We start from the raw sequence: 16,362 nt of genomic DNA, 5'->3' as shown, positions 1-16,362 counted from the left end.
GGAGGGGGTCGCCGCTCAACCGAGCGGCGCCCTCGATTGTGCCAGGGCCGACGGCCGCCCGCTCAGCCGAGCGGGCGGACGCGGGCCCCGCCGGACGCGGGCCCCGCCGGACGCGGATCCCGCCGGGCGTACGGCCGCCGGTTCAGTCGTGCAGCTCCACGAGCAGCGGCGGGGTGTGCCCGCCGCGTACGTGGGTGAGCGAGAGGACGGCGTGGCCGGGCGGCACGGCGTGGGCGAGGTCGGACGCGGACCACCGCTGCCGCTCCACCTCCCGGACGGTGACGGCCTCGGTGGTGACGGCCTTGCCGGTGACGAGTTTGCGCAGGGCGTGGAAGGCGCGGGTCATGGGCTGGTCGGCGAAGACGGTGTGGTGGGCGGTCTCGGTGGTCTCCACCCGTTCGGTGCCCCAGGCCTCGGCGAAGGCCCGGCCGTCCCAGGTGGGCAGCCCGGCGAAGGCCATCCGGCAGCCGACGCCCGCGAGCAGCGGGCCGTGCAGCGGCTCGGGGACCTCCGCGAGGGTGCGGAGGGCGAGGAGGACGCCCGCGTTCTGCGGGCGGAGCCGCTGGAGGCCCCGGACGGTCCCGGCGGTCAGGGCCCCGGCCGCGTCGTCGAGGACCAGGCAGGCGAAGTGGCCCCGGCCCGGCCGGTCGCGGGTGACGGACTGGAACTGGGCGAGCAGCAGCCGGTTGAGGAGCCGGGCGGCCTCCTCGTGGCCGCCCCCGGGGAGGGTGATCCTGACCCGCATGGGGTGCTGGGCGACGGCCCGCAGCGAGAAGGGCCGGGTCTCGCGTCCGCCGCCGAAGAAGGCGGCGAAGACCGGCCGGTCGAGGGCGGCGAGCCGGTCGGCGAGCAGGGGGCCGACGTCGGTGACGGTGCCGGTCTGGCGGATGCGGGAGTCCAGTTCGCGGCGCATGGCCGGGTGCCGGTCCTCGGGGAGGAGGTCGAGCAGGGCCCGGAGGGTCTCGGGGCGGGCTTCGAGCAGTTCGCGGAGGACCGGGACGGTCGGGAAGCCGCCGTACGCGGCCCGGTGGGGGCCGATGAGCTGGGCGAGGACGGTGGCGGCGCGCCGGGTCTCGACGCCCTCCATGTCCCCGACGAGTCCCTCGGCGAGGAAGGCGGCGGCCTCGTCCGGGTCGGTGGCCCCGGCGTACAGGTCCAGGTCGTAGCGGGAGGCGGGGTCGCCGAGGCGGACGACGACGTCGTACGCCTCGTCGGGGCCGAGCGGGGCGGCGGCCGGGCCGACGGCGACGACGGAGCAGGCACCGGTGAGGGCCTGGAGGGTCAGCGTCTCGACGACGGGGGCGACGAGGTGCCGGGTCTTGCCCGCGCCGGAGGGGCCGACGGCGAGGAGGGAGGTGCCGAGGAGGCCGGGGTCGAGGGCGAGTCCGGCGCCGTGGTAGGCGTCCGGGGTCCGCTCGGCGGGCGCGTACCGGCCGACGCGGACCTGGCCGAGGAGCAGGTCGTGGGTGGCGCGGCGGCCGGGCAGGTCGCGGGCGCCGGAGGGGTGCGCGGCGGCCGCGGCGCCTTCCCTGAGGAGCGTGTCGTTGACGGCGGCGCGGCGGGCGGGGTCGCGGCCCGCTTCGTGCCAGAGGCGCTGGACGCGGGCGCAGTCGACGTCGTTCATGCGTCCGGTGAGCAGTTCTCCGGCGAGGAGGTCGGCGGCGTGGTGGGCGCCCGCCTCGCGCAGTTCCGGCCATCGGGAGCGGGCCGTGTCCGGCGCGGGGGCGGGCGCCGTGGGCGGGGCGGCGGCGGCTCGGCGGGCGCGCAGGAGGGGGAGCCAGGCGCCGACGCGGGCGAAGGGCAGGACGACGAGCGCGGTGACGGCCGCGTAGAGCGGATAGACGAGGAAGGGGGAGCTGAGGGCGTCGTAGCCGCCCGCGACGAGGGCGGCGAGGGAGAGGACCGGGGTGGCGACGGGCAGCGGGTCCCAGCCGAGGCCGAAGAACTCGGGCCAGACGAACGTCAGGGTGATCAGGGCCCCGCCAGCGGCGACGGCCGCGCGGACGGGCGGGCTGAACCGGTCGAGGTAGAAGCGGACGATCCGGCCCCAGGAGCCGACGGCGGCGACGGCGCAGACGAGTCCGACGAATACGGCGCCGCCGAAGACCGCGTGGGCCGCCTGTCCGTGCCAGTCGCGCGGGGTGGTGCCGAGGGAGTACCACCAGTCCCCGGGCGTGAGGGTCTTGAGCACGGCCCACATGTAGGGGAGGGTGCCGCGGCGGAAGGCCGACCAGATGAGCAGTCCGACGGCGACCGGGACGAGCATCCCGACGACGGTGACGGGGGAGAGCCGCCGGGTGGTGGCGGGCGGCGGCGGGACGTGGCGGAACCGCCAGATGCCGGGGCCCGCCTCGGGGCGCGGGGCGTCCAGCCAGTCGGCGGCGGGCGGGCGGGCGCCGGGCGCCCGGAGGGGCCTCGGCGGCGCGGCCGGGGCGCGGGCGGGGAGGGGCGGGGTGACGGGCGGCGCGGGGGCGGGCACCGCACCGGCCGCCGGGGGGTCGATGGGCGCTCCGGCGCGGGGCGCGGGGCGGGCCGGGGTCCGTCCGTCGCCCGAGGGGCCTCCGGGCGGCCCTCCGGGTCGCGGCACCCCGCCCCCCTTCGTGTCGCGTGACTCGTACGTGCCGTCGGTCTCCATCTACCCCTGCCCCCTGACCAGCCAGGTCGCCGCGTCTGTGCCTTCGTCAATCTAGTGGGCGCGGGGCTTCCCGGAGGGGTTTCGGGGGCCCGTGCGGCGGGGGCGGAAGCGGAACCGTCATGTCCATCCCGGACAACGACACACCTCCCACCACTCCCGATCGGTACATGCCCCGGGCCGTCCCCCGCGCCTAGCCTGCGGAGGAACCCGCACGTGCGTCCAGAACATCCCAGGAGCCCCGCATGAACGCTGTCCCGCAGGAGCGGCGCGTCGTCACCGCCATCCCCGGTCCGAAGTCGCAGGAGCTTCAGGCCCGCCGTCTCGACACGGTCGCCGGTGGCGTCGGCTCCACGCTCCCCGTGTTCACGAAGCGGGCCGGCGGGGGCATCATCGAGGACGTCGACGGCAACCGTCTGATCGACTTCGGCTCGGGCATCGCCGTGACCTCGGTCGGCGCCTCCGCCGAGGCCGTGGTGCGCCGGGCCGCCGCGCAGCTCCAGGACTTCACGCACACCTGCTTCATGGTGACGCCGTACGAGGGGTACGTGGAGGTCTGCGAGGCGCTGGCCGAGCTGACCCCGGGCGACCACGCGAAGAAGTCCGCGCTGTTCAACTCGGGCGCCGAGGCGGTCGAGAACGCGGTCAAGATCGCCCGTTCGTACACCAAGCGCCAGGCCGTCGTCGTCTTCGACCACGGCTACCACGGCCGGACGAACCTGACGATGGCGCTGACGTCGAAGAACATGCCGTACAAGCAGGGCTTCGGTCCGTTCGCGCCCGAGGTCTACCGGGTGCCGGTGGCGTACGGCTACCGCTGGCCGACGGGTGCCGAGAACTGCGGTCCCGAGGCCGCCGCCCAGGCGATCGACCAGATCAGCAAGCAGATCGGCGCGGACAACGTCGCCGCGATCATCATCGAGCCGCTGCTCGGCGAGGGCGGCTTCATCGAGCCGGCCAAGGGCTTCCTCCCGGCGATCGTGGAGTTCGCCCGGGACAACGGCATCGTCTTCGTCGCCGACGAGATCCAGTCGGGCTTCTGCCGCACCGGCCAGTGGTTCGCGTGTGAGGACGAGGGCGTCGTCCCGGACCTGATCACCACCGCCAAGGGCATCGCGGGCGGTCTGCCGCTGGCCGCCGTGACCGGCCGCGCCGAGATCATGGACTCCGTCCACGGCGGCGGTCTGGGCGGCACCTACGGCGGCAACCCGGTGGCCTGCGCCGCCGCGCTCGGCTCCATCGAGACGATGAAGGAGCTGGACCTCAACGCGCGGGCCCGGCGCATCGAGGAGGTCATGAAGGCCCGTCTCACGGCGATGCAGGAGAAGTTCCCCGTCATCGGTGACATCCGTGGCCGTGGCGCGATGATCGCCATCGAGCTGGTGAAGGACCCGGCGACCAAGGAGCCGTACGCGGAGGCCGCCGGTGCGCTGGCGAAGGCCTGCCACGCGGAGGGCCTCCTGGTCCTGACCTGCGGCACCTACGGCAACGTGCTGCGGTTCCTGCCGCCGCTGGTGATCGGCGAGGACCTGCTGAACGAGGGTCTCGACATCATCGAGAACGCGTTCGCCGGGATCTGATCGCGTACCGTCGGTCCGTGTGAAGACTCTGTGGGGGGCCGATGGCGGGATGCGTTTCCCGCTGTCGGTCCCCTCTTCTCTGCCGTACGGTTTCCGCAGATGAGAGAAACGCCCCGGGCGGAGCCTCCCCAGCCCCGCCCACACCGTGCGGTCACGCACACCACCGGGACTTCGGGTCCCGGAACTCCTCACCGATCGGATGGCCGCCCGCCCCACACCCCCCGGGGCGTGCGGCGGCCCGATCCTCACGGCCGTCCTGGAACCACCCCCCCTGTTCCAGGGCGGCCGGCTCTCTTCTCGGCGCTCGTCGCCCTCGCCCTCATGACCTGGCAGGTGCTCGTCCGCGGCCCGTTGACCGGGCTCGACGAGCGGGTCTCCCGGGCCCTGGTGGACACGGTCCCCCGGCCCCTCTCGGAACTGGCCTCCGACCTCGGGAACATGACCGTGGCCCTGCCCGTCCTCGGCTGCGCGATGGCGTACGCGGTGTGGCGCGGCCGTCGGGCCGCCGCCCTGTACGCGGGGCTGGCGATGGCGGCGGTGCCCCTCCTGGTGGTTCCGCTGAAGGAGTGGACGGCCCGGCCCGGACCGCTGGAGCCGTGGGCGCAGGGCTACTACCCCTCGGGTCATACGGCGACGGCCGCGGTGGCCTATTTCGGTGCGGCGCTCCTGGTCTCGAACCGGCTGGTCCCCGTCGCCGCCGTGCTGACGGCGGTGACGGGGACCGGTCTGGTGCTGCGCGGCTACCACTGGCCCCTGGACGTGCTGGCCAGTCTCTGTCTGAGCCTGCTGGTCCTGGGGGTCAGCTCCAGTTGTACGCGTCGAAGTTGTTCGAGAACTGCCACTGGTTGAAGCGGTCCCAGTTGATCGACCAGGTCATCAGGCCGCGCAGGGCGGGCCAGGTGCCGTGGGTCTGGTAGGAGCCGCAGTTGGTCTTCTTGGTGAGGCAGTCGAGGGCCTTGTTGACCTCGGCCGGGGTGGTGTGGCCGTTGCCCGCCTGGGTGGAGGCGGGGAGGCCGATGGCGATCTGGTCGGCGCGCAGGGCGGGGAAGAAGCGGTCGGCGTTGCCCGCGACGGGGAAGCCCGTGAGGAGCATGTCGGTCATCGCGATGTGGAAGTCCGCGCCGCCCATGGAGTGGTACTGGTTGTCCAGGCCCATGATGGGGCCCGAGTTGTAGTCCTGGACGTGGAGCAGGGTCAGGTCGTCGCGCAGGGCGTGGATGACCGGCAGGTAGGCACCGGCGCGCGGGTCCTGGCCGCCCCAGGGGCCGGAGCCGTAGAACTGGTAGCCGAGCTGGACGAAGAAGGTCTCCGGGGCCATGGTGAGGACGAACTTCGGGCCGTACTTGGCCTTGAGGGTCTTGACGGCCTGGATCAGGTTGACGACGACCGGGCTGGTCGGGTTGCGGAAGTCGGTGTCACCGGTCTGGAGCGACAGGGAGTGGCCCTCGAAGTCGATGTCGAGGCCGTCGAGGCCGTAGTCGTCGATGATCTTCGAGACGGAGCTGACGAAGGTGTCGCGGGCGGCGGTGGTGGAGAGCTGGACCTGTCCGTTCTGGCCGCCGATGGAGATGAGGACCTTCTTGCCCGCGGCCTGCTTGGCCCTGATGGCGGCCTTGAAGTCGGCCTCGGACTCGACGGTGGGGCACTCGGCGACCGGGCAGAGCTTGAAGCGGATGTCGCCGGAGGTCACCGAGGTCGGTTCGCCGAAGGCGAGGTTGATGACGTCCCAGGAGGCGGGGACGTCGGCCATCCGGGTGTAGCCGGAGCCGTTGGCGAAGCTGGCGTGGAGGTAGCCGACGAGGGCGTGCGCGGGGAGTTCGACGCCGCCTCCGTCGCCGCTCTTCGTGGTGGCGTTCACGGCGGCGGACTTCGGGGACTCGCCCGCGCTGTTCGCGGCCGTGACCTGGAAGGCGTACGCGGTGGAGGCGGTGAGTCCGGTGACGGTGGTGGAGGTGCCGGTGACCGTCTGGACCTTGGTGGCGCCCTGGTAGACGTGGTACGAGGTGGCGCCGGAGACGGCGGCCCAGGTGAGCGGGACGGTGGTGGAGCCGGGGGTGCCCGCCGCGAGTCCGGTGGGGGCGGTGGGGATCGTGACCGGGTCGCCGCCGGGGCCGTACAGGGAGAGGTCGTCGGCCTGGTAGGCGGGGGTGCCGTACCAGCCGTGGGTGTAGATGGTGACCGAGGTGGTGGCGGCGCCCGTGGTGAAGGTGGTGCTGAGCTTCTGCCAGTTGGGCGCGGAGCTCGTCCAGGTGGAGACGTCGGTGGTGCCGGTGCCGGTGGCGCCGAGGTAGACGTAGCTGCCGCGGACCCAGCCGCTGAGCGTGTACGTCGAGCCGGGCTTGACGGTGACGGTCTGTGAGCAGCGGGCGTTGTCGCTGCCCGCGGGGGTGGCCTGGAGCGCCTTCGTACCGCTGTGGGTGGGGGTGGCGACGACGGCGCCGCTGCCCGCCGAGCAGTTCCAGCCGTCGAGTCCGGCCTCGAAGCCGCCGTTGCGGGCGAGTTCGGAGTCGGCGGCCTGGGCGGTGGGGGTGAGCGCGGCGAGTCCGCCGGCGGCGAGGACGCCCGCGAGGAGCAGGGTCAGGGGTCTGGCGCGGTCCACAACTGCCTCCGGGTGGGGGGAATCGAGGTGCGAGCCCGCCACAGCATGGTCCAGACCAATCAAGTGGTCAAGACCTCTGTCCCCGGCGTCCGCACGGCGGACGGAGCGGTCCGCACACCGTACGGACCACTCGCCCGGCCGGGCCGGGAAGGGGCGGTCTAGTCGTCACGCCCCGGCCGCCCGAGCCGCCCCGCGGCCTCGTGCATCGCCATCTCCAGGAGGGTGGCGTCGGTGAGGGTGCCGGTGCCGTCCGGCGGTACCAGCCAGTGGACCCCGCCGGTGGCGCGCCCGGGGTACGGCACCACGATCCAGGTGCCGGTGCCCGCGCCGCGCACCCCGGTGCCGAGCCAGCGGGCGGCGGTGCCGGGCGGCACGAAGAAGCCCGTCCGGACGTCGCCGAAGTCCGCCAGGACCGGCCCCGGCCTGCCCACGAGACGTGTCAGCACGTCGAGCGTGGGGCGGCCGAGCTCCCCCGGCAGGATCAGGACGTCCCAGCGCCTGCCGGCGGGGAGCAGCGCGACCCCGTGCGGGTTGCGCTCCCACTCCCACCGGCAGGCGTCGGGGTCGGGTGCGACCGATGCCAGCCATTCCACCGCGCTCTTGGTGCTCCAGGCCCCCGTACCAGTCATCACGACGATCTCCTTCCGCGTGGACACGGTGTCCGTACGGAGAGAGCGGGTGCGGGGGCTTCTCTTACGCGACTTCAGCTACTCATCAGTTGTGATGTGGGTCACATGGGTGCTCAGCTGTCGAAACCGAGGCCCACCCGGTCCATGGCCTTCAGCCACAGGTTGCGCTTCCCGCCGTTCTCGTCGGCGCGCGCCAGGGACCACTTGGTGATCCCGATGCCCGCCCAGGCGATCGGCTCGGGCGGGAACGGCAGCGGCTTCGAGCGGACCATCTCCAGCTCCGTGCGCTCGGTCCGCTCCCCCGCGAGCAGGTCCAGCATCACGTCCCCGCCGAAGCGGGTGGCGCCGACCCCGAGACCGGTGAAGCCCGCCGCGTACGCCACCCTGCCCTTGTACGCCGTACCGAAGAAGGCGGAGAAGCGGGAGCAGGTGTCGATCGCGCCGCCCCAGGCATGGCTGAAGCGCAGCCCCTCCAGCTGCGGGAAGCAGCGGAAGAAGTGCTCGGCGAGCTTGAGGTACGTCTCGGGGCGGTGGTCCATCTCGGCGCTGAGCTTCCCGCCGAACGGGTAGATCGCGTCGTAGCCGCCCCACAGGATGCGCTGGTCGGCGGTGATCCGGAAGTAGTGGAACTGGTTGGCGGAGTCGCCGAGTCCCTGCCGGTTCTTCCAGCCGATCGAGGCGAGCTGCTCGGGGCTGAGCGGCTCGGTCATCAGCGCGTAGTCGTAGACCGGGACGGTGTACGGCCGGACGCGCTTGACCAGCGACGGGAAGACGTTGGTGCCGAGGGCGACCCGCGCCGCGACGACCCGGCCGTACGGGGTGCGCACGCCCATGCCCGCGCCGACGGAGAGCAGTTCGAGGCCCGGGGTGTTCTCGAAGATCCGCACGCCGAGGTCGAGACAGGCCCGCTTGAGGCCCCAGGCCAGCTTGGCCGGGTTCAGCATGGCGACGCCCCGCCGGTCCCAGAGACCGCCCAGGAAGGTCGGCGAGTCGACCTCGGCGCGCACCGCGTCCCGGTCGAGGAGTTCGAGACCGTCGGCGAGGCCGAGCCGCTCGATCTCCTCGTACATCTCGTGCAGCTCGTCGACCTGGTACGGCTCGGTGGCGACGTCGATCTCGCCGGTGCGCTCGAAGTCGCAGTCCAGGGAGTAGCGGGCGACCGCCTCCTCGATGCCGTCGAGGTTGCGCTCGCCGAGCCGCTCCAGCTGGGGCAGCTCGCCCGGCCAGCGGGCGAGTCCGTTGCCGAAGCCGTGCGTGAGGGAGGCCGCGCAGAAGCCTCCGTTGCGGCCCGAGGCGGCCCAGCCCACCTCGCGCCCCTCGATCAGCACCACGTCCCGGGAGGGCTCGCGCTCCTTGGCGAGGAGCGCGGTCCACAGGCCGCTGTAGCCGCCGCCGACCACGAGGAGGTCACACTTCTCGGTGCCGGTGAGGGCGGGCAGGGCGGCGGGCTTGCCCGGGTCTTCCAGCCAGAAGGGGACGGGCTGGGCGTCGGAGAGAGATTGGGCGGCGAGACGCATGGCGACTGGGGCCATGGTTTCCAACTCCTTCAGTGCCTGAGCTGCTTCTTCGCTCAGGCCGTTGCTGTTTTCTTGCGCCGGTTCGTAATGATTTGACCGGCCACCACCATCAGTACCGCGAGAACGAACATCCCGGTGCCGATGACGTTGATCTGAACGGGGGTTCCGCGCTGCGCCGAGCCCCAGACGAACATGGGGAAGGTCACGGTGGAGCCCGCGTTGAAGTTGGTGATGATGAAGTCGTCGAACGAGAGTGCGAAGGCGAGCAGGCCACCGGCGGCGATGCCGGGGGCGGCGATCGGCAGGGTCACCCGGAGGAAGGTCTGCGCGGGGCTCGCGTAGAGGTCGCCCGCGGCTTCTTCCAGGCGCGGGTCCATGGACATGACCCGCGCCTTGACCGCCGTCACGACGAACGACAGACAGAACGTGATGTGGGCGATGAGGATCGTCCAGAAGCCCAGCTGGATGCCCATGTTGAGGAAGAGCGTGAGCATCGAGGCGGCCATGACGACCTCGGGCATCGCCATCGGCAGGAAGATCAGCGAGCTGATCGCGCCGCGCGCCCGGAAGCGGTAGCGGACCAGGGCGAAGGCAATCATCGTGCCGAGGACGACCGCGCCGAGGGTGGCCCAGGCCGCGATCTGGAGCGACAGGGAGAGCGACTCGCACATGTCGGCGACGCCGCAGGGGTCCTTCCAGGCGTCGAGCGAGAACTCCTGCCAGGAGTAGTTGAAGCGGCCCTTCGGCCGGTTGAAGGAGAACGCCATCACCACGAGGTTCGGCAGGATCATGTACGCGAGCGTCAGCAGGCCCGCGATCACGACGAGGTTGCGTCGTATCCAGCGCATCAGACCAGGTCCTCCGTTCCCGCACGGCGGATGTAGACGGTGACCATGACCAGCACGATCGCCATGAGGATGAAGGAGAGCGCGGCGGCCGTCGGGTAGTCGAGGACCCGCAGGAACTGCGACTGGATGACGTTTCCGATCATCTTGGTGTCGGTGGAGCCGAGCAGTTCCGCGTTGACGTAGTCACCGGCCGCCGGGATGAAGGTGAGCAGGGTGCCGGAGACGACGCCCGGCATCGACAGCGGGAAGGTCACCTTGCGGAAGGTGGTCGCCGGGGAGGCGTACAGGTCCCGCGCGGCCTCGTGCAGCCGGCCGTCGATCCGCTCCAGGGAGGTGTAGAGGGGCAGGATCATGAAGGGCAGGAAGTTGTACGTGAGACCGCAGACGACGGCCATCGGGGTGGCGAGCACCCGGCTGCCCTCGGTCCAGCCGAGCCAGCTGGTCACGTCGAGGACGTGCAGCGCGTTCAGGACGTCGACCACGAGGCTGTCGTCGGCGAGGATCGTCTTCCAGGCCAGCGTCCGGATGAGGAAGCTGGTGAAGAAGGGCGCGATGACGAGGACGAGGAGCAGATTGCGCCAGCGTCCGGCCTTGAAGGCGATCAGGTACGCGAGCGGGTAGCCGAGCAGCAGGCAGAGCAGGGTCGCGGTGCCCGCGTACAGCAGGGAGCGGACGAACTGCGGCCAGTACTCCCGGAAGGCGTCCCAGTAGGTCGGGAAGTGCCAGGTGACCTCGAAGCCCTGTTCGAGGGAGCCGGTCTGGACCGAGGTCGAGGCCTGGTAGACCAGCGGCAGCGCGAAGAAGACGAGCAGCCAGAGGATGCCGGGCACCAGCAGCCAGTAGGGGACGAGCCGCTTGCGGGTGGAGGGCTTGCGCGGAACCGGGTCCGCCGCCGGGTCCGCCGTCTCCTCGGCGAGGGTGGTCGCGCTCATCCGGCGTCCTCCACCGTCTCCACGCCCGCGTCGATGGCCTGGGCCGCGTCGAGCCCGAAGGTGTGCGCCGGGTTCCAGTGCAGGACGACCTCGGCGCCGGGACGCAGCCGGGTGTCGCGCTCGATGTTCTGCTCGTAGACCTGCAGTCCGCCGCCCGCGGGGCCGTCCACCACGTACTGGGTGGAGACGCCGATGAAGGAGGAGTCGGCGATCCGGCCGGTGACCCGGTTGCGGCCGTCGGCGACCGTGGCCGCGTCGTCGGCGTGGGTCAGCGAGATCTTCTCGGGGCGGACGCCCACGAGCACCTTGCCGCCCTGGCGGACGGCGGCCGTACAGCGGTCGCCGGGGACCCGGAGCCTGCTGCCGCCCGCCGTGACGAGGAGGTCGGCGCCGGTCTCCAGGACCTCGGCCTCGATGAGGTTGGAGGTGCCGAGGAAGTTGGCGACGAAGGTGGTCCGCGGGTTCTCGTAGAGGTCGGCGGGGGCGCCGAGCTGTTCGACCCGGCCGCCGTTCATCACCGCGACCTGGTCGGCCATGGTCATGGCCTCCTCCTGGTCGTGGGTGACGTGCACGAAGGTGATGCCGACCTCGGTCTGGATGCGCTTGAGCTCCAGCTGCATCTGGCGGCGCAGCTTGAGGTCGAGGGCGCCGAGCGGCTCGTCGAGGAGGAGCACCTGGGGGTGGTTGATGAGGGCGCGGGCCACCGCGACGCGCTGCTGCTGGCCGCCGGAGAGCTGGTGCGGCTTGTGGCGGGCCTTGTCGCCGAGCTGGACGAGTTCCAGCATGTCGTCGACCTGCTTCTTCACGGACTTGATGCCGCGGCGGCGCAGTCCGAAGGCGATGTTCTCCGTGATGTCCATGTGCGGGAAGAGCGCGTAGGACTGGAAGACGGTGTTGACCGGCCGCTTGTACGGGGGCAGGTCGGTGACGTCCCGGTCGCCGAGGAAGACGGTGCCGGTGCTGGGGTCCTCCAGCCCGGCGATCATGCGGAGCGTGGTGGTCTTGCCGCAGCCGGAGGCGCCGAGGAGGGCGAAGAAGGAGCCCTGCGGGACGGTGAGGTCCAGCGGGTGGACGGCGGTGAAGGAGCCGTACGACTTGCTGATCCCGGTGAGACGGACGTCGCCGCCGGTGTTCTTGTCAGTCATGGGTTGCGGTCCCAGGGGAGTGAGAGAGGTGGACGACGTGGCCTCAGGCGCCGATGAGCTTGGCGAACTTCTCCTCGTACGCCGTCTCCTCCGCGCTGCTGAGCGAGCGGAAGGAGCGCGACTTCTTGGCCATGGCCTTGTCCGGGAGGATCAGCGTGTTGTCCGCCAGCTCGGGGTCGATCTTGGCCAGCTCGTCCTTCACCCCGTCGACGGGGCACACGTAGTTGATGTACGCGGCGAGCTGGGCGGCGACGGGAAGCTCGTAGTAGTAGTCGATGAGCTTCTCGGCGTTCGTCTTGTGCCGGGACTGCGCGGGGACGAGCAGGTTGTCCGTGGAGGTGATGTATCCGGCGGACGGGATGGCGTACCGGATGTCCGGGTTGTCGGCCTGGAGCTGGATGACGTCACCGGCCCAGGCGAGACAGGCGGCGAGGTCGCCCTTGCTGAGGTCCGAGGTGTAGTCGTTGCCGTGGAAGCGGCGGATCTGCTTGGTGTCGACGCCCTTCTGGAGGCGTCCGACGGCCGCGTCGAAGTCGGCGTCGGTGAACTTCCCGGGGTCCTTGCCGAGGTCGAGCAGGGCCATGCCGACGGTGTCGCGCATCTCGGTGAGGAAGCCGACGCGGCCCTTGAGGGCGGGGTCGTCCAGGAGCTGGCTGACCGAGTCGACCTTCCGGCCGCCGGTCGCCTTCACGTTGTAGGCGATGACGGTGGAGATGCCGGTCCAGGGGTACGAGTAGGAGCGGCCCGGGTCCCAGTCGGGGCGGCGGAACTGGGCGGAGAGGTTGGCGTAGGCGTTGGGGAGGTTCGCCGGGTCGAGCTTCTGGACCCAGCCGAGCCGGATCATGCGGGCGGCGAGCCAGTCGGTGACGCAGATCAGGTCGCGGCCGGTCTCCTGCCCGGCGGCGAGCTGCGGCTTGATCTTGCCGAAGAACTCGACGTTGTCGTTGATGTCCTCGGTGTACTTGACCGCGATCCCGGTGCGCTTGCGGAACGCCTCCAGGGTGGGGCGGGACTTGCCGTCCTCGCCGATGTCCATGTACTCGGTCCAGTTGGAGAAGGCGACGGTCCTCTCCTCGGCCGACACGTCGGTGGACGCGGGCCCCTGGCCCTCCCGCTTGGCCGGCGGGATGCCGCAGGCGCTCAGCCCGGCGAGACCGCCGAGGGTGAGCGCCCCGACACCTCCGGCGCGCAGCACCGAACGGCGGCTGAGGGCGCTCCGGCCGCTCGTCAGGCTGCGGCGTATCGCGGCCGTCCGCGCGGCCGACAGGCCGTCGGGCTCGTACTGCTCCATGCGCTGTGCCCTTTCGGGAGGTTGGTGCGTCGCTGGTCCGGCGACGGGCTGCTATCGGTCCCCGAAGATCGTGCGGTGCCAGTCCTTGGCCGCCACCGCGGTGTTGTCGAACATCACGTGCTTGACCTGGGTGTACTCCTCGAAGGAGTACACCGACATGTCCTTGCCGTAGCCCGATGCCTTGCTGCCGCCGTGCGGCATCTCGCTGATGATCGGGATGTGGTCGTTGACCCAGACGCAGCCGGCCTTGATCTCCCGCGTGGCGCGGTGGGCCCGGTAGACGTCCCGGCTCCAGGCGGAGGCGGCCAGGCCGTACGGGGTGTCGTTGGCGAGCCGGATGCCCTCGTCGTCGCTGTCGAAGGGCAGGGCCACCAGGACCGGCCCGAAGATCTCCGACTGCACGACCTCGCTGTCCTGCGGGGCTCCGGTGATCAGGGTCGGCCGGTAGTACGCGCCGTCCTTCAGGTCGCCGCCGGGGATCTCGCCGCCGGTGACGACGGTGGCGTAGGCGCGGGCGCGCTCCACGAAGCCCGCGACGGCGTCGCGGTGCCGGTGGCTGACGAGCGGTCCGAGGTCGGTGGCCGGGTCGAAGGGGTCACCCAGGCGGACGGTCTCCATCAGTGCGGCGACCCGGGCGACGAAGGCGTCGAAGAGCGGGCGCTGGACGTAGGCGCGGGTGGCGGCGGTGCAGTCCTGGCCGCTGTTGATGAGGGAGGCGGCGACGGCGCCGTGCGCGGCGGCTTCCAGGTCGGCGTCGTCGAAGACGACGAAGGGCGCCTTGCCGCCGAGCTCCAGGTGGAGGCGCTTGACGGTCGCGGTGGCGACCTCGGCGACGCGCTTGCCGACGGGGGTGGAGCCGGTGAAGGAGGTCATGACGACGTCGGGGTGGCCGACGAGGTGCTCGCCGACGGTCCGCCCGGCGCCGCTGACGACGTTGACGACTCCGTCGGGGATGCCCGCGTCGGTGGCCGCCTGCGCGAACATCAGGGAGGTCAGCGGGGTCAGCTCGGCGGGCTTCAGGACGATCGTGTTGCCCGCGGCGATGGCCGGGAGGATCTTCCAGGCGGCCATCTGGAGCGGGTAGTTCCAGGGGGCGATGGAGCCGATGACGCCGATCGCCTCGCGCCGGACGTACGAGGTGTGGTCGCCGCTGTACTCGGCGGCCGACTGGCCCTGGAGGTGGCGGGCGGCCCCGGCGAAGAAGGCGGTGTTGTCGACGGTGCCCGGTACGTCGAACTCGGTGGTCAGCTTGAGCGGCTTGCCGCACTGGAGGGACTCCACGCGGGCGATGTCGTCGGCCCGTTCGGCGAGCACGGCGGCGAAGCGGTGGAGGGCGTCGGAACGCTCTCCGGGGGTGGCGCCCGACCAGCCGGGGAAGGCCGCCTTGGCGGCGGCGACGGCGGCGTCGACGTCGGCGGTGGAGGCCAGCTCGTACGTGTGGACGCTCTCCCCCGTCGCCGGGTCGACCACGCTGTGCCGCTGACCGGAGGTCCCGTGGCGGAGCCGCCCGCCGATGTACTGTGCGCCGTCCGCGAAGCGGCCCGTCACCTGGAAGCGGTTGCCCATGACGCTCTCCGTTGTCCCAGCTCGAATTGAGTGCCGATCCTGACATGACGAAAGGGGGTCAACAAGTGATTCCGTTGTTGCCTTTTGGTTACGCGACGGAATCGGTCGACCATGTGTCGAGACGGCCGGAAAATCTCCGTACGTATTGTCCGTGGCGAATGACACACTCGCGTGCATGAGCGGTATCGAGACACTGACACAGCAGGTCAGCAGGGGTGAGCGGGTGAAGTGGCTGCACTTCTGGGGTCACCGTCCGCATCCGGACGGTCGCCTTTCGGCGAGCTGTCTCAGCCAGTGGTGGCCCGCACCCTTCGTGACCGACGGTGTGGCGTACGCGACGGCCGAGCACTGGATGATGGCGGCCAAGGCCCGTCTCTTCGGGGACGCCGACGCCGAGCGGGCCGCGCTGTCCGCCCGTACGCCCGCCGAGGCCAAGGCCGCGGGGCGGCTGGTCCGGGGCTTCGACGAGGCCGTGTGGGAGCGGGAGCGCCTCGGGATCGTCGTCGAGGGCAGCGTCCACAAGTTCTCCTCGGACGAGGGGCTGCGCGCCTATCTCCTCGGGACCGGCACCCGTGTCCTGGTGGAGGCCAGCCCGATGGACCGCGTCTGGGGCATCGGGCTGGCCGCCGACGACCCCCGCGCCTCCGACCCGGCCCGCTGGCGGGGCCTCAACCTGCTGGGCTTCGCCCTGATGGAGGCGCGGGAGCGGCTGCGGACGGAGTGATCCCGCCACCGGCGGGCGGGGTGGATCTCCCGCTGGTGGAAAGGGTGGATCCCTCGCCGACGGACGGGGTGGTTCCCCACCGGCGGGCGGAGTGATTCCCCCGCCGGATACGGGCCGGGGCCCCGCCACCTGAGCAGGTGCGGGGCCCCGGTCCTTCGGGTGCGGCGGTGGGGTCAGTCGCCCCGCTCGATCTCCAGGACCGAGGCGTAGGGGTCGGTGCCGGACTCCTCGAAGGTCCCCGGGTCCTGGACGACCGCCCAGACGATGAACGCCAGGAAGACCGCGCTGATCAGGGTGCCGACGGCGCCGAGCACGATGCCCGCGATGGCCATGCCCCGGTTGGTCGCCTCGCCCCGGCCCGCCTTCTTCAGACCGATGACGCCGAAGATCAGCGCCAGGATGCCGAGGAGCGCGCCCAGGCCGTACAGACAGAAACCGGCCACGGCGACGATGCCGAGCACCATCGAGGCCGTGCCCATGCCGTTGGACGGCTGCTGCTGCCAGCCGGGCTGGCCGGGCTGGCCGGGGTAGCCGCCGCCGTACGGCGACGAGGTGTCCGGGTATCCCGGGTAGCCGTAGCCGGAGGCCGCCGGGGCCGTCTGGCCCGCCGCCGGGCCCGCGGCCGTCGGGTAGCCGTATCCGCCGACGGAGTCGGCCGCCGGGTAGCCGTACGTGCCGGGCGCGGCGGCCGGGCCGCCGGGCGCCACCGGTGGCGGCGGCACGGCCGCCCCGGGCTCCGGGGTGACCGGCACGGACGTGACGGTCTGCTGGTCGTGGACCGGCGGGGGCGTCGCCGCCTTGCTCAGCTCCACCCCGTCGCGGTTCGGCGGAGCCCACGGGTCCGCCGGGTCGAATCCGCCCCGCGACTGGTCTTGGTTGTCAGACATGGGCCTCCCCCA

Annotated in this window: 13 protein-coding genes; 3 read left to right on the top strand and 10 right to left on the bottom strand. The window is 71.9% G+C overall.

The features are described from left to right. Positions 1 to 142: 142 nt before the first annotated feature. On the bottom strand, positions 143 to 2,635 hold the full coding sequence (locus tag ACFXGN_RS24525) for an ATP/GTP-binding protein (protein ID WP_384862919.1): 2,493 nt from the start codon (positions 2,633 to 2,635) through the stop codon (positions 143 to 145). Between the two features lie 242 nt (positions 2,636 to 2,877). Between ACFXGN_RS24525 and gabT the strand changes: the two genes are divergently transcribed. Both gabT and ACFXGN_RS24515 read left to right on the top strand, forming a co-directional pair. Beyond that, positions 2,878 to 4,212: a 4-aminobutyrate--2-oxoglutarate transaminase gene (gene gabT / locus ACFXGN_RS24520; protein WP_384862917.1), complete on the top strand. Its 1,335-nt coding sequence runs from the start codon at positions 2,878 to 2,880 to the stop codon at positions 4,210 to 4,212. 99 nt (positions 4,213 to 4,311) lie between these two features. Beyond that, on the top strand, positions 4,312 to 5,061 hold the full coding sequence (locus tag ACFXGN_RS24515; RefSeq protein WP_384862915.1) for a phosphatase PAP2 family protein: 750 nt from the start codon (positions 4,312 to 4,314) through the stop codon (positions 5,059 to 5,061). Here the strand turns inward: ACFXGN_RS24515 and ACFXGN_RS24510 are convergent. The 8 genes from ACFXGN_RS24510 to ACFXGN_RS24475 form a co-directional block, all read right to left on the bottom strand. Then, entirely contained in the window at positions 5,012 to 6,811 is a 1,800-nt protein-coding gene (locus ACFXGN_RS24510) for a chitinase (protein WP_384862913.1), read from the bottom strand. The genes ACFXGN_RS24515 and ACFXGN_RS24510 overlap by 50 nt on opposite strands. Before the next feature lie 158 nt (positions 6,812 to 6,969). Next, a complete protein-coding gene (locus tag ACFXGN_RS24505; protein WP_384863043.1) occupies positions 6,970 to 7,440 on the bottom strand; it encodes a hypothetical protein in 471 nt (156 codons plus the stop codon). A gap of 113 nt (positions 7,441 to 7,553) precedes the next feature. Next, complete coding sequence (locus ACFXGN_RS24500; RefSeq protein ID WP_384862912.1) at positions 7,554 to 8,972, bottom strand: NAD(P)/FAD-dependent oxidoreductase; 1,419 nt, start codon at positions 8,970 to 8,972, stop codon at positions 7,554 to 7,556. A 38-nt stretch (positions 8,973 to 9,010) separates the two neighbouring features. Then, entirely contained in the window at positions 9,011 to 9,805 is a 795-nt protein-coding gene (locus ACFXGN_RS24495) for an ABC transporter permease (protein WP_366443971.1), read from the bottom strand. Next, complete coding sequence (locus ACFXGN_RS24490) at positions 9,805 to 10,737, bottom strand: ABC transporter permease (protein ID WP_384862909.1); 933 nt, start codon at positions 10,735 to 10,737, stop codon at positions 9,805 to 9,807. The genes ACFXGN_RS24495 and ACFXGN_RS24490 overlap by 1 nt, the downstream gene beginning before the upstream one ends. Next, positions 10,734 to 11,882 carry an ABC transporter ATP-binding protein gene (locus ACFXGN_RS24485; protein ID WP_384862906.1) on the bottom strand — a complete coding sequence of 383 codons (1,149 nt, stop codon included), beginning with the start codon at positions 11,880 to 11,882 and terminating at the stop codon, positions 10,734 to 10,736. Before ACFXGN_RS24485 ends, ACFXGN_RS24490 begins: the two co-directional genes overlap by 4 nt. Positions 11,883 to 11,925: 43 nt before the next feature. Then, positions 11,926 to 13,173: a PotD/PotF family extracellular solute-binding protein gene (locus ACFXGN_RS24480; protein ID WP_384862904.1), complete on the bottom strand. Its 1,248-nt coding sequence runs from the start codon at positions 13,171 to 13,173 to the stop codon at positions 11,926 to 11,928. A 51-nt stretch (positions 13,174 to 13,224) separates the two neighbouring features. Next, on the bottom strand, positions 13,225 to 14,739 hold the full coding sequence (locus tag ACFXGN_RS24475) for a gamma-aminobutyraldehyde dehydrogenase (protein WP_384862901.1): 1,515 nt from the start codon (positions 14,737 to 14,739) through the stop codon (positions 13,225 to 13,227). A gap of 175 nt (positions 14,740 to 14,914) precedes the next feature. On the opposite strand from ACFXGN_RS24475, the gene ACFXGN_RS24470 reads away from it, so the two are divergent. Further along, positions 14,915 to 15,463 carry an NADAR family protein gene (locus tag ACFXGN_RS24470; RefSeq protein WP_384862899.1) on the top strand — a complete coding sequence of 183 codons (549 nt, stop codon included), beginning with the start codon at positions 14,915 to 14,917 and terminating at the stop codon, positions 15,461 to 15,463. Positions 15,464 to 15,636: 173 nt separating this feature from the next. On the opposite strand, the gene ACFXGN_RS24465 is transcribed toward ACFXGN_RS24470, so the two are convergent. After that, a complete protein-coding gene (locus tag ACFXGN_RS24465; RefSeq protein ID WP_384862896.1) occupies positions 15,637 to 16,350 on the bottom strand; it encodes a DUF4190 domain-containing protein in 714 nt (237 codons plus the stop codon). Positions 16,351 to 16,362 lie beyond the last annotated feature (12 nt).

Source organism: Streptomyces sp. NPDC059247 (genome assembly GCF_042754005.1).
In the GTDB taxonomy this organism is placed as follows: Bacteria; Actinomycetota; Actinomycetes; order Streptomycetales; family Streptomycetaceae; genus Streptomyces.
The sequence above is the reverse complement of the archived record's forward strand: the minus strand, read 5'-3'. Positions and strand labels throughout refer to the sequence as shown.

Coding starts and splice junctions, on each gene's coding strand:
- ACFXGN_RS24525 (WP_384862919.1), bottom strand. CDS start 2,635: ATGGAGACCGACGGCACGTACGAGTCACGCGACACGAAGGGGGGCGGG.
- gabT (WP_384862917.1), top strand. CDS start 2,878: ATGAACGCTGTCCCGCAGGAGCGGCGCGTCGTCACCGCCATCCCCGGT.
- ACFXGN_RS24515 (WP_384862915.1), top strand. CDS start 4,312: ATGAGAGAAACGCCCCGGGCGGAGCCTCCCCAGCCCCGCCCACACCGT.
- ACFXGN_RS24505 (WP_384863043.1), bottom strand. CDS start 7,440: ATGACTGGTACGGGGGCCTGGAGCACCAAGAGCGCGGTGGAATGGCTG.
- ACFXGN_RS24500 (WP_384862912.1), bottom strand. CDS start 8,972: ATGGCCCCAGTCGCCATGCGTCTCGCCGCCCAATCTCTCTCCGACGCC.
- ACFXGN_RS24495 (WP_366443971.1), bottom strand. CDS start 9,805: ATGCGCTGGATACGACGCAACCTCGTCGTGATCGCGGGCCTGCTGACG.
- ACFXGN_RS24490 (WP_384862909.1), bottom strand. CDS start 10,737: ATGAGCGCGACCACCCTCGCCGAGGAGACGGCGGACCCGGCGGCGGAC.
- ACFXGN_RS24485 (WP_384862906.1), bottom strand. CDS start 11,882: ATGACTGACAAGAACACCGGCGGCGACGTCCGTCTCACCGGGATCAGC.
- ACFXGN_RS24480 (WP_384862904.1), bottom strand. CDS start 13,173: ATGGAGCAGTACGAGCCCGACGGCCTGTCGGCCGCGCGGACGGCCGCG.
- ACFXGN_RS24475 (WP_384862901.1), bottom strand. CDS start 14,739: ATGGGCAACCGCTTCCAGGTGACGGGCCGCTTCGCGGACGGCGCACAG.
- ACFXGN_RS24470 (WP_384862899.1), top strand. CDS start 14,915: ATGAGCGGTATCGAGACACTGACACAGCAGGTCAGCAGGGGTGAGCGG.
- ACFXGN_RS24465 (WP_384862896.1), bottom strand. CDS start 16,350: ATGTCTGACAACCAAGACCAGTCGCGGGGCGGATTCGACCCGGCGGAC.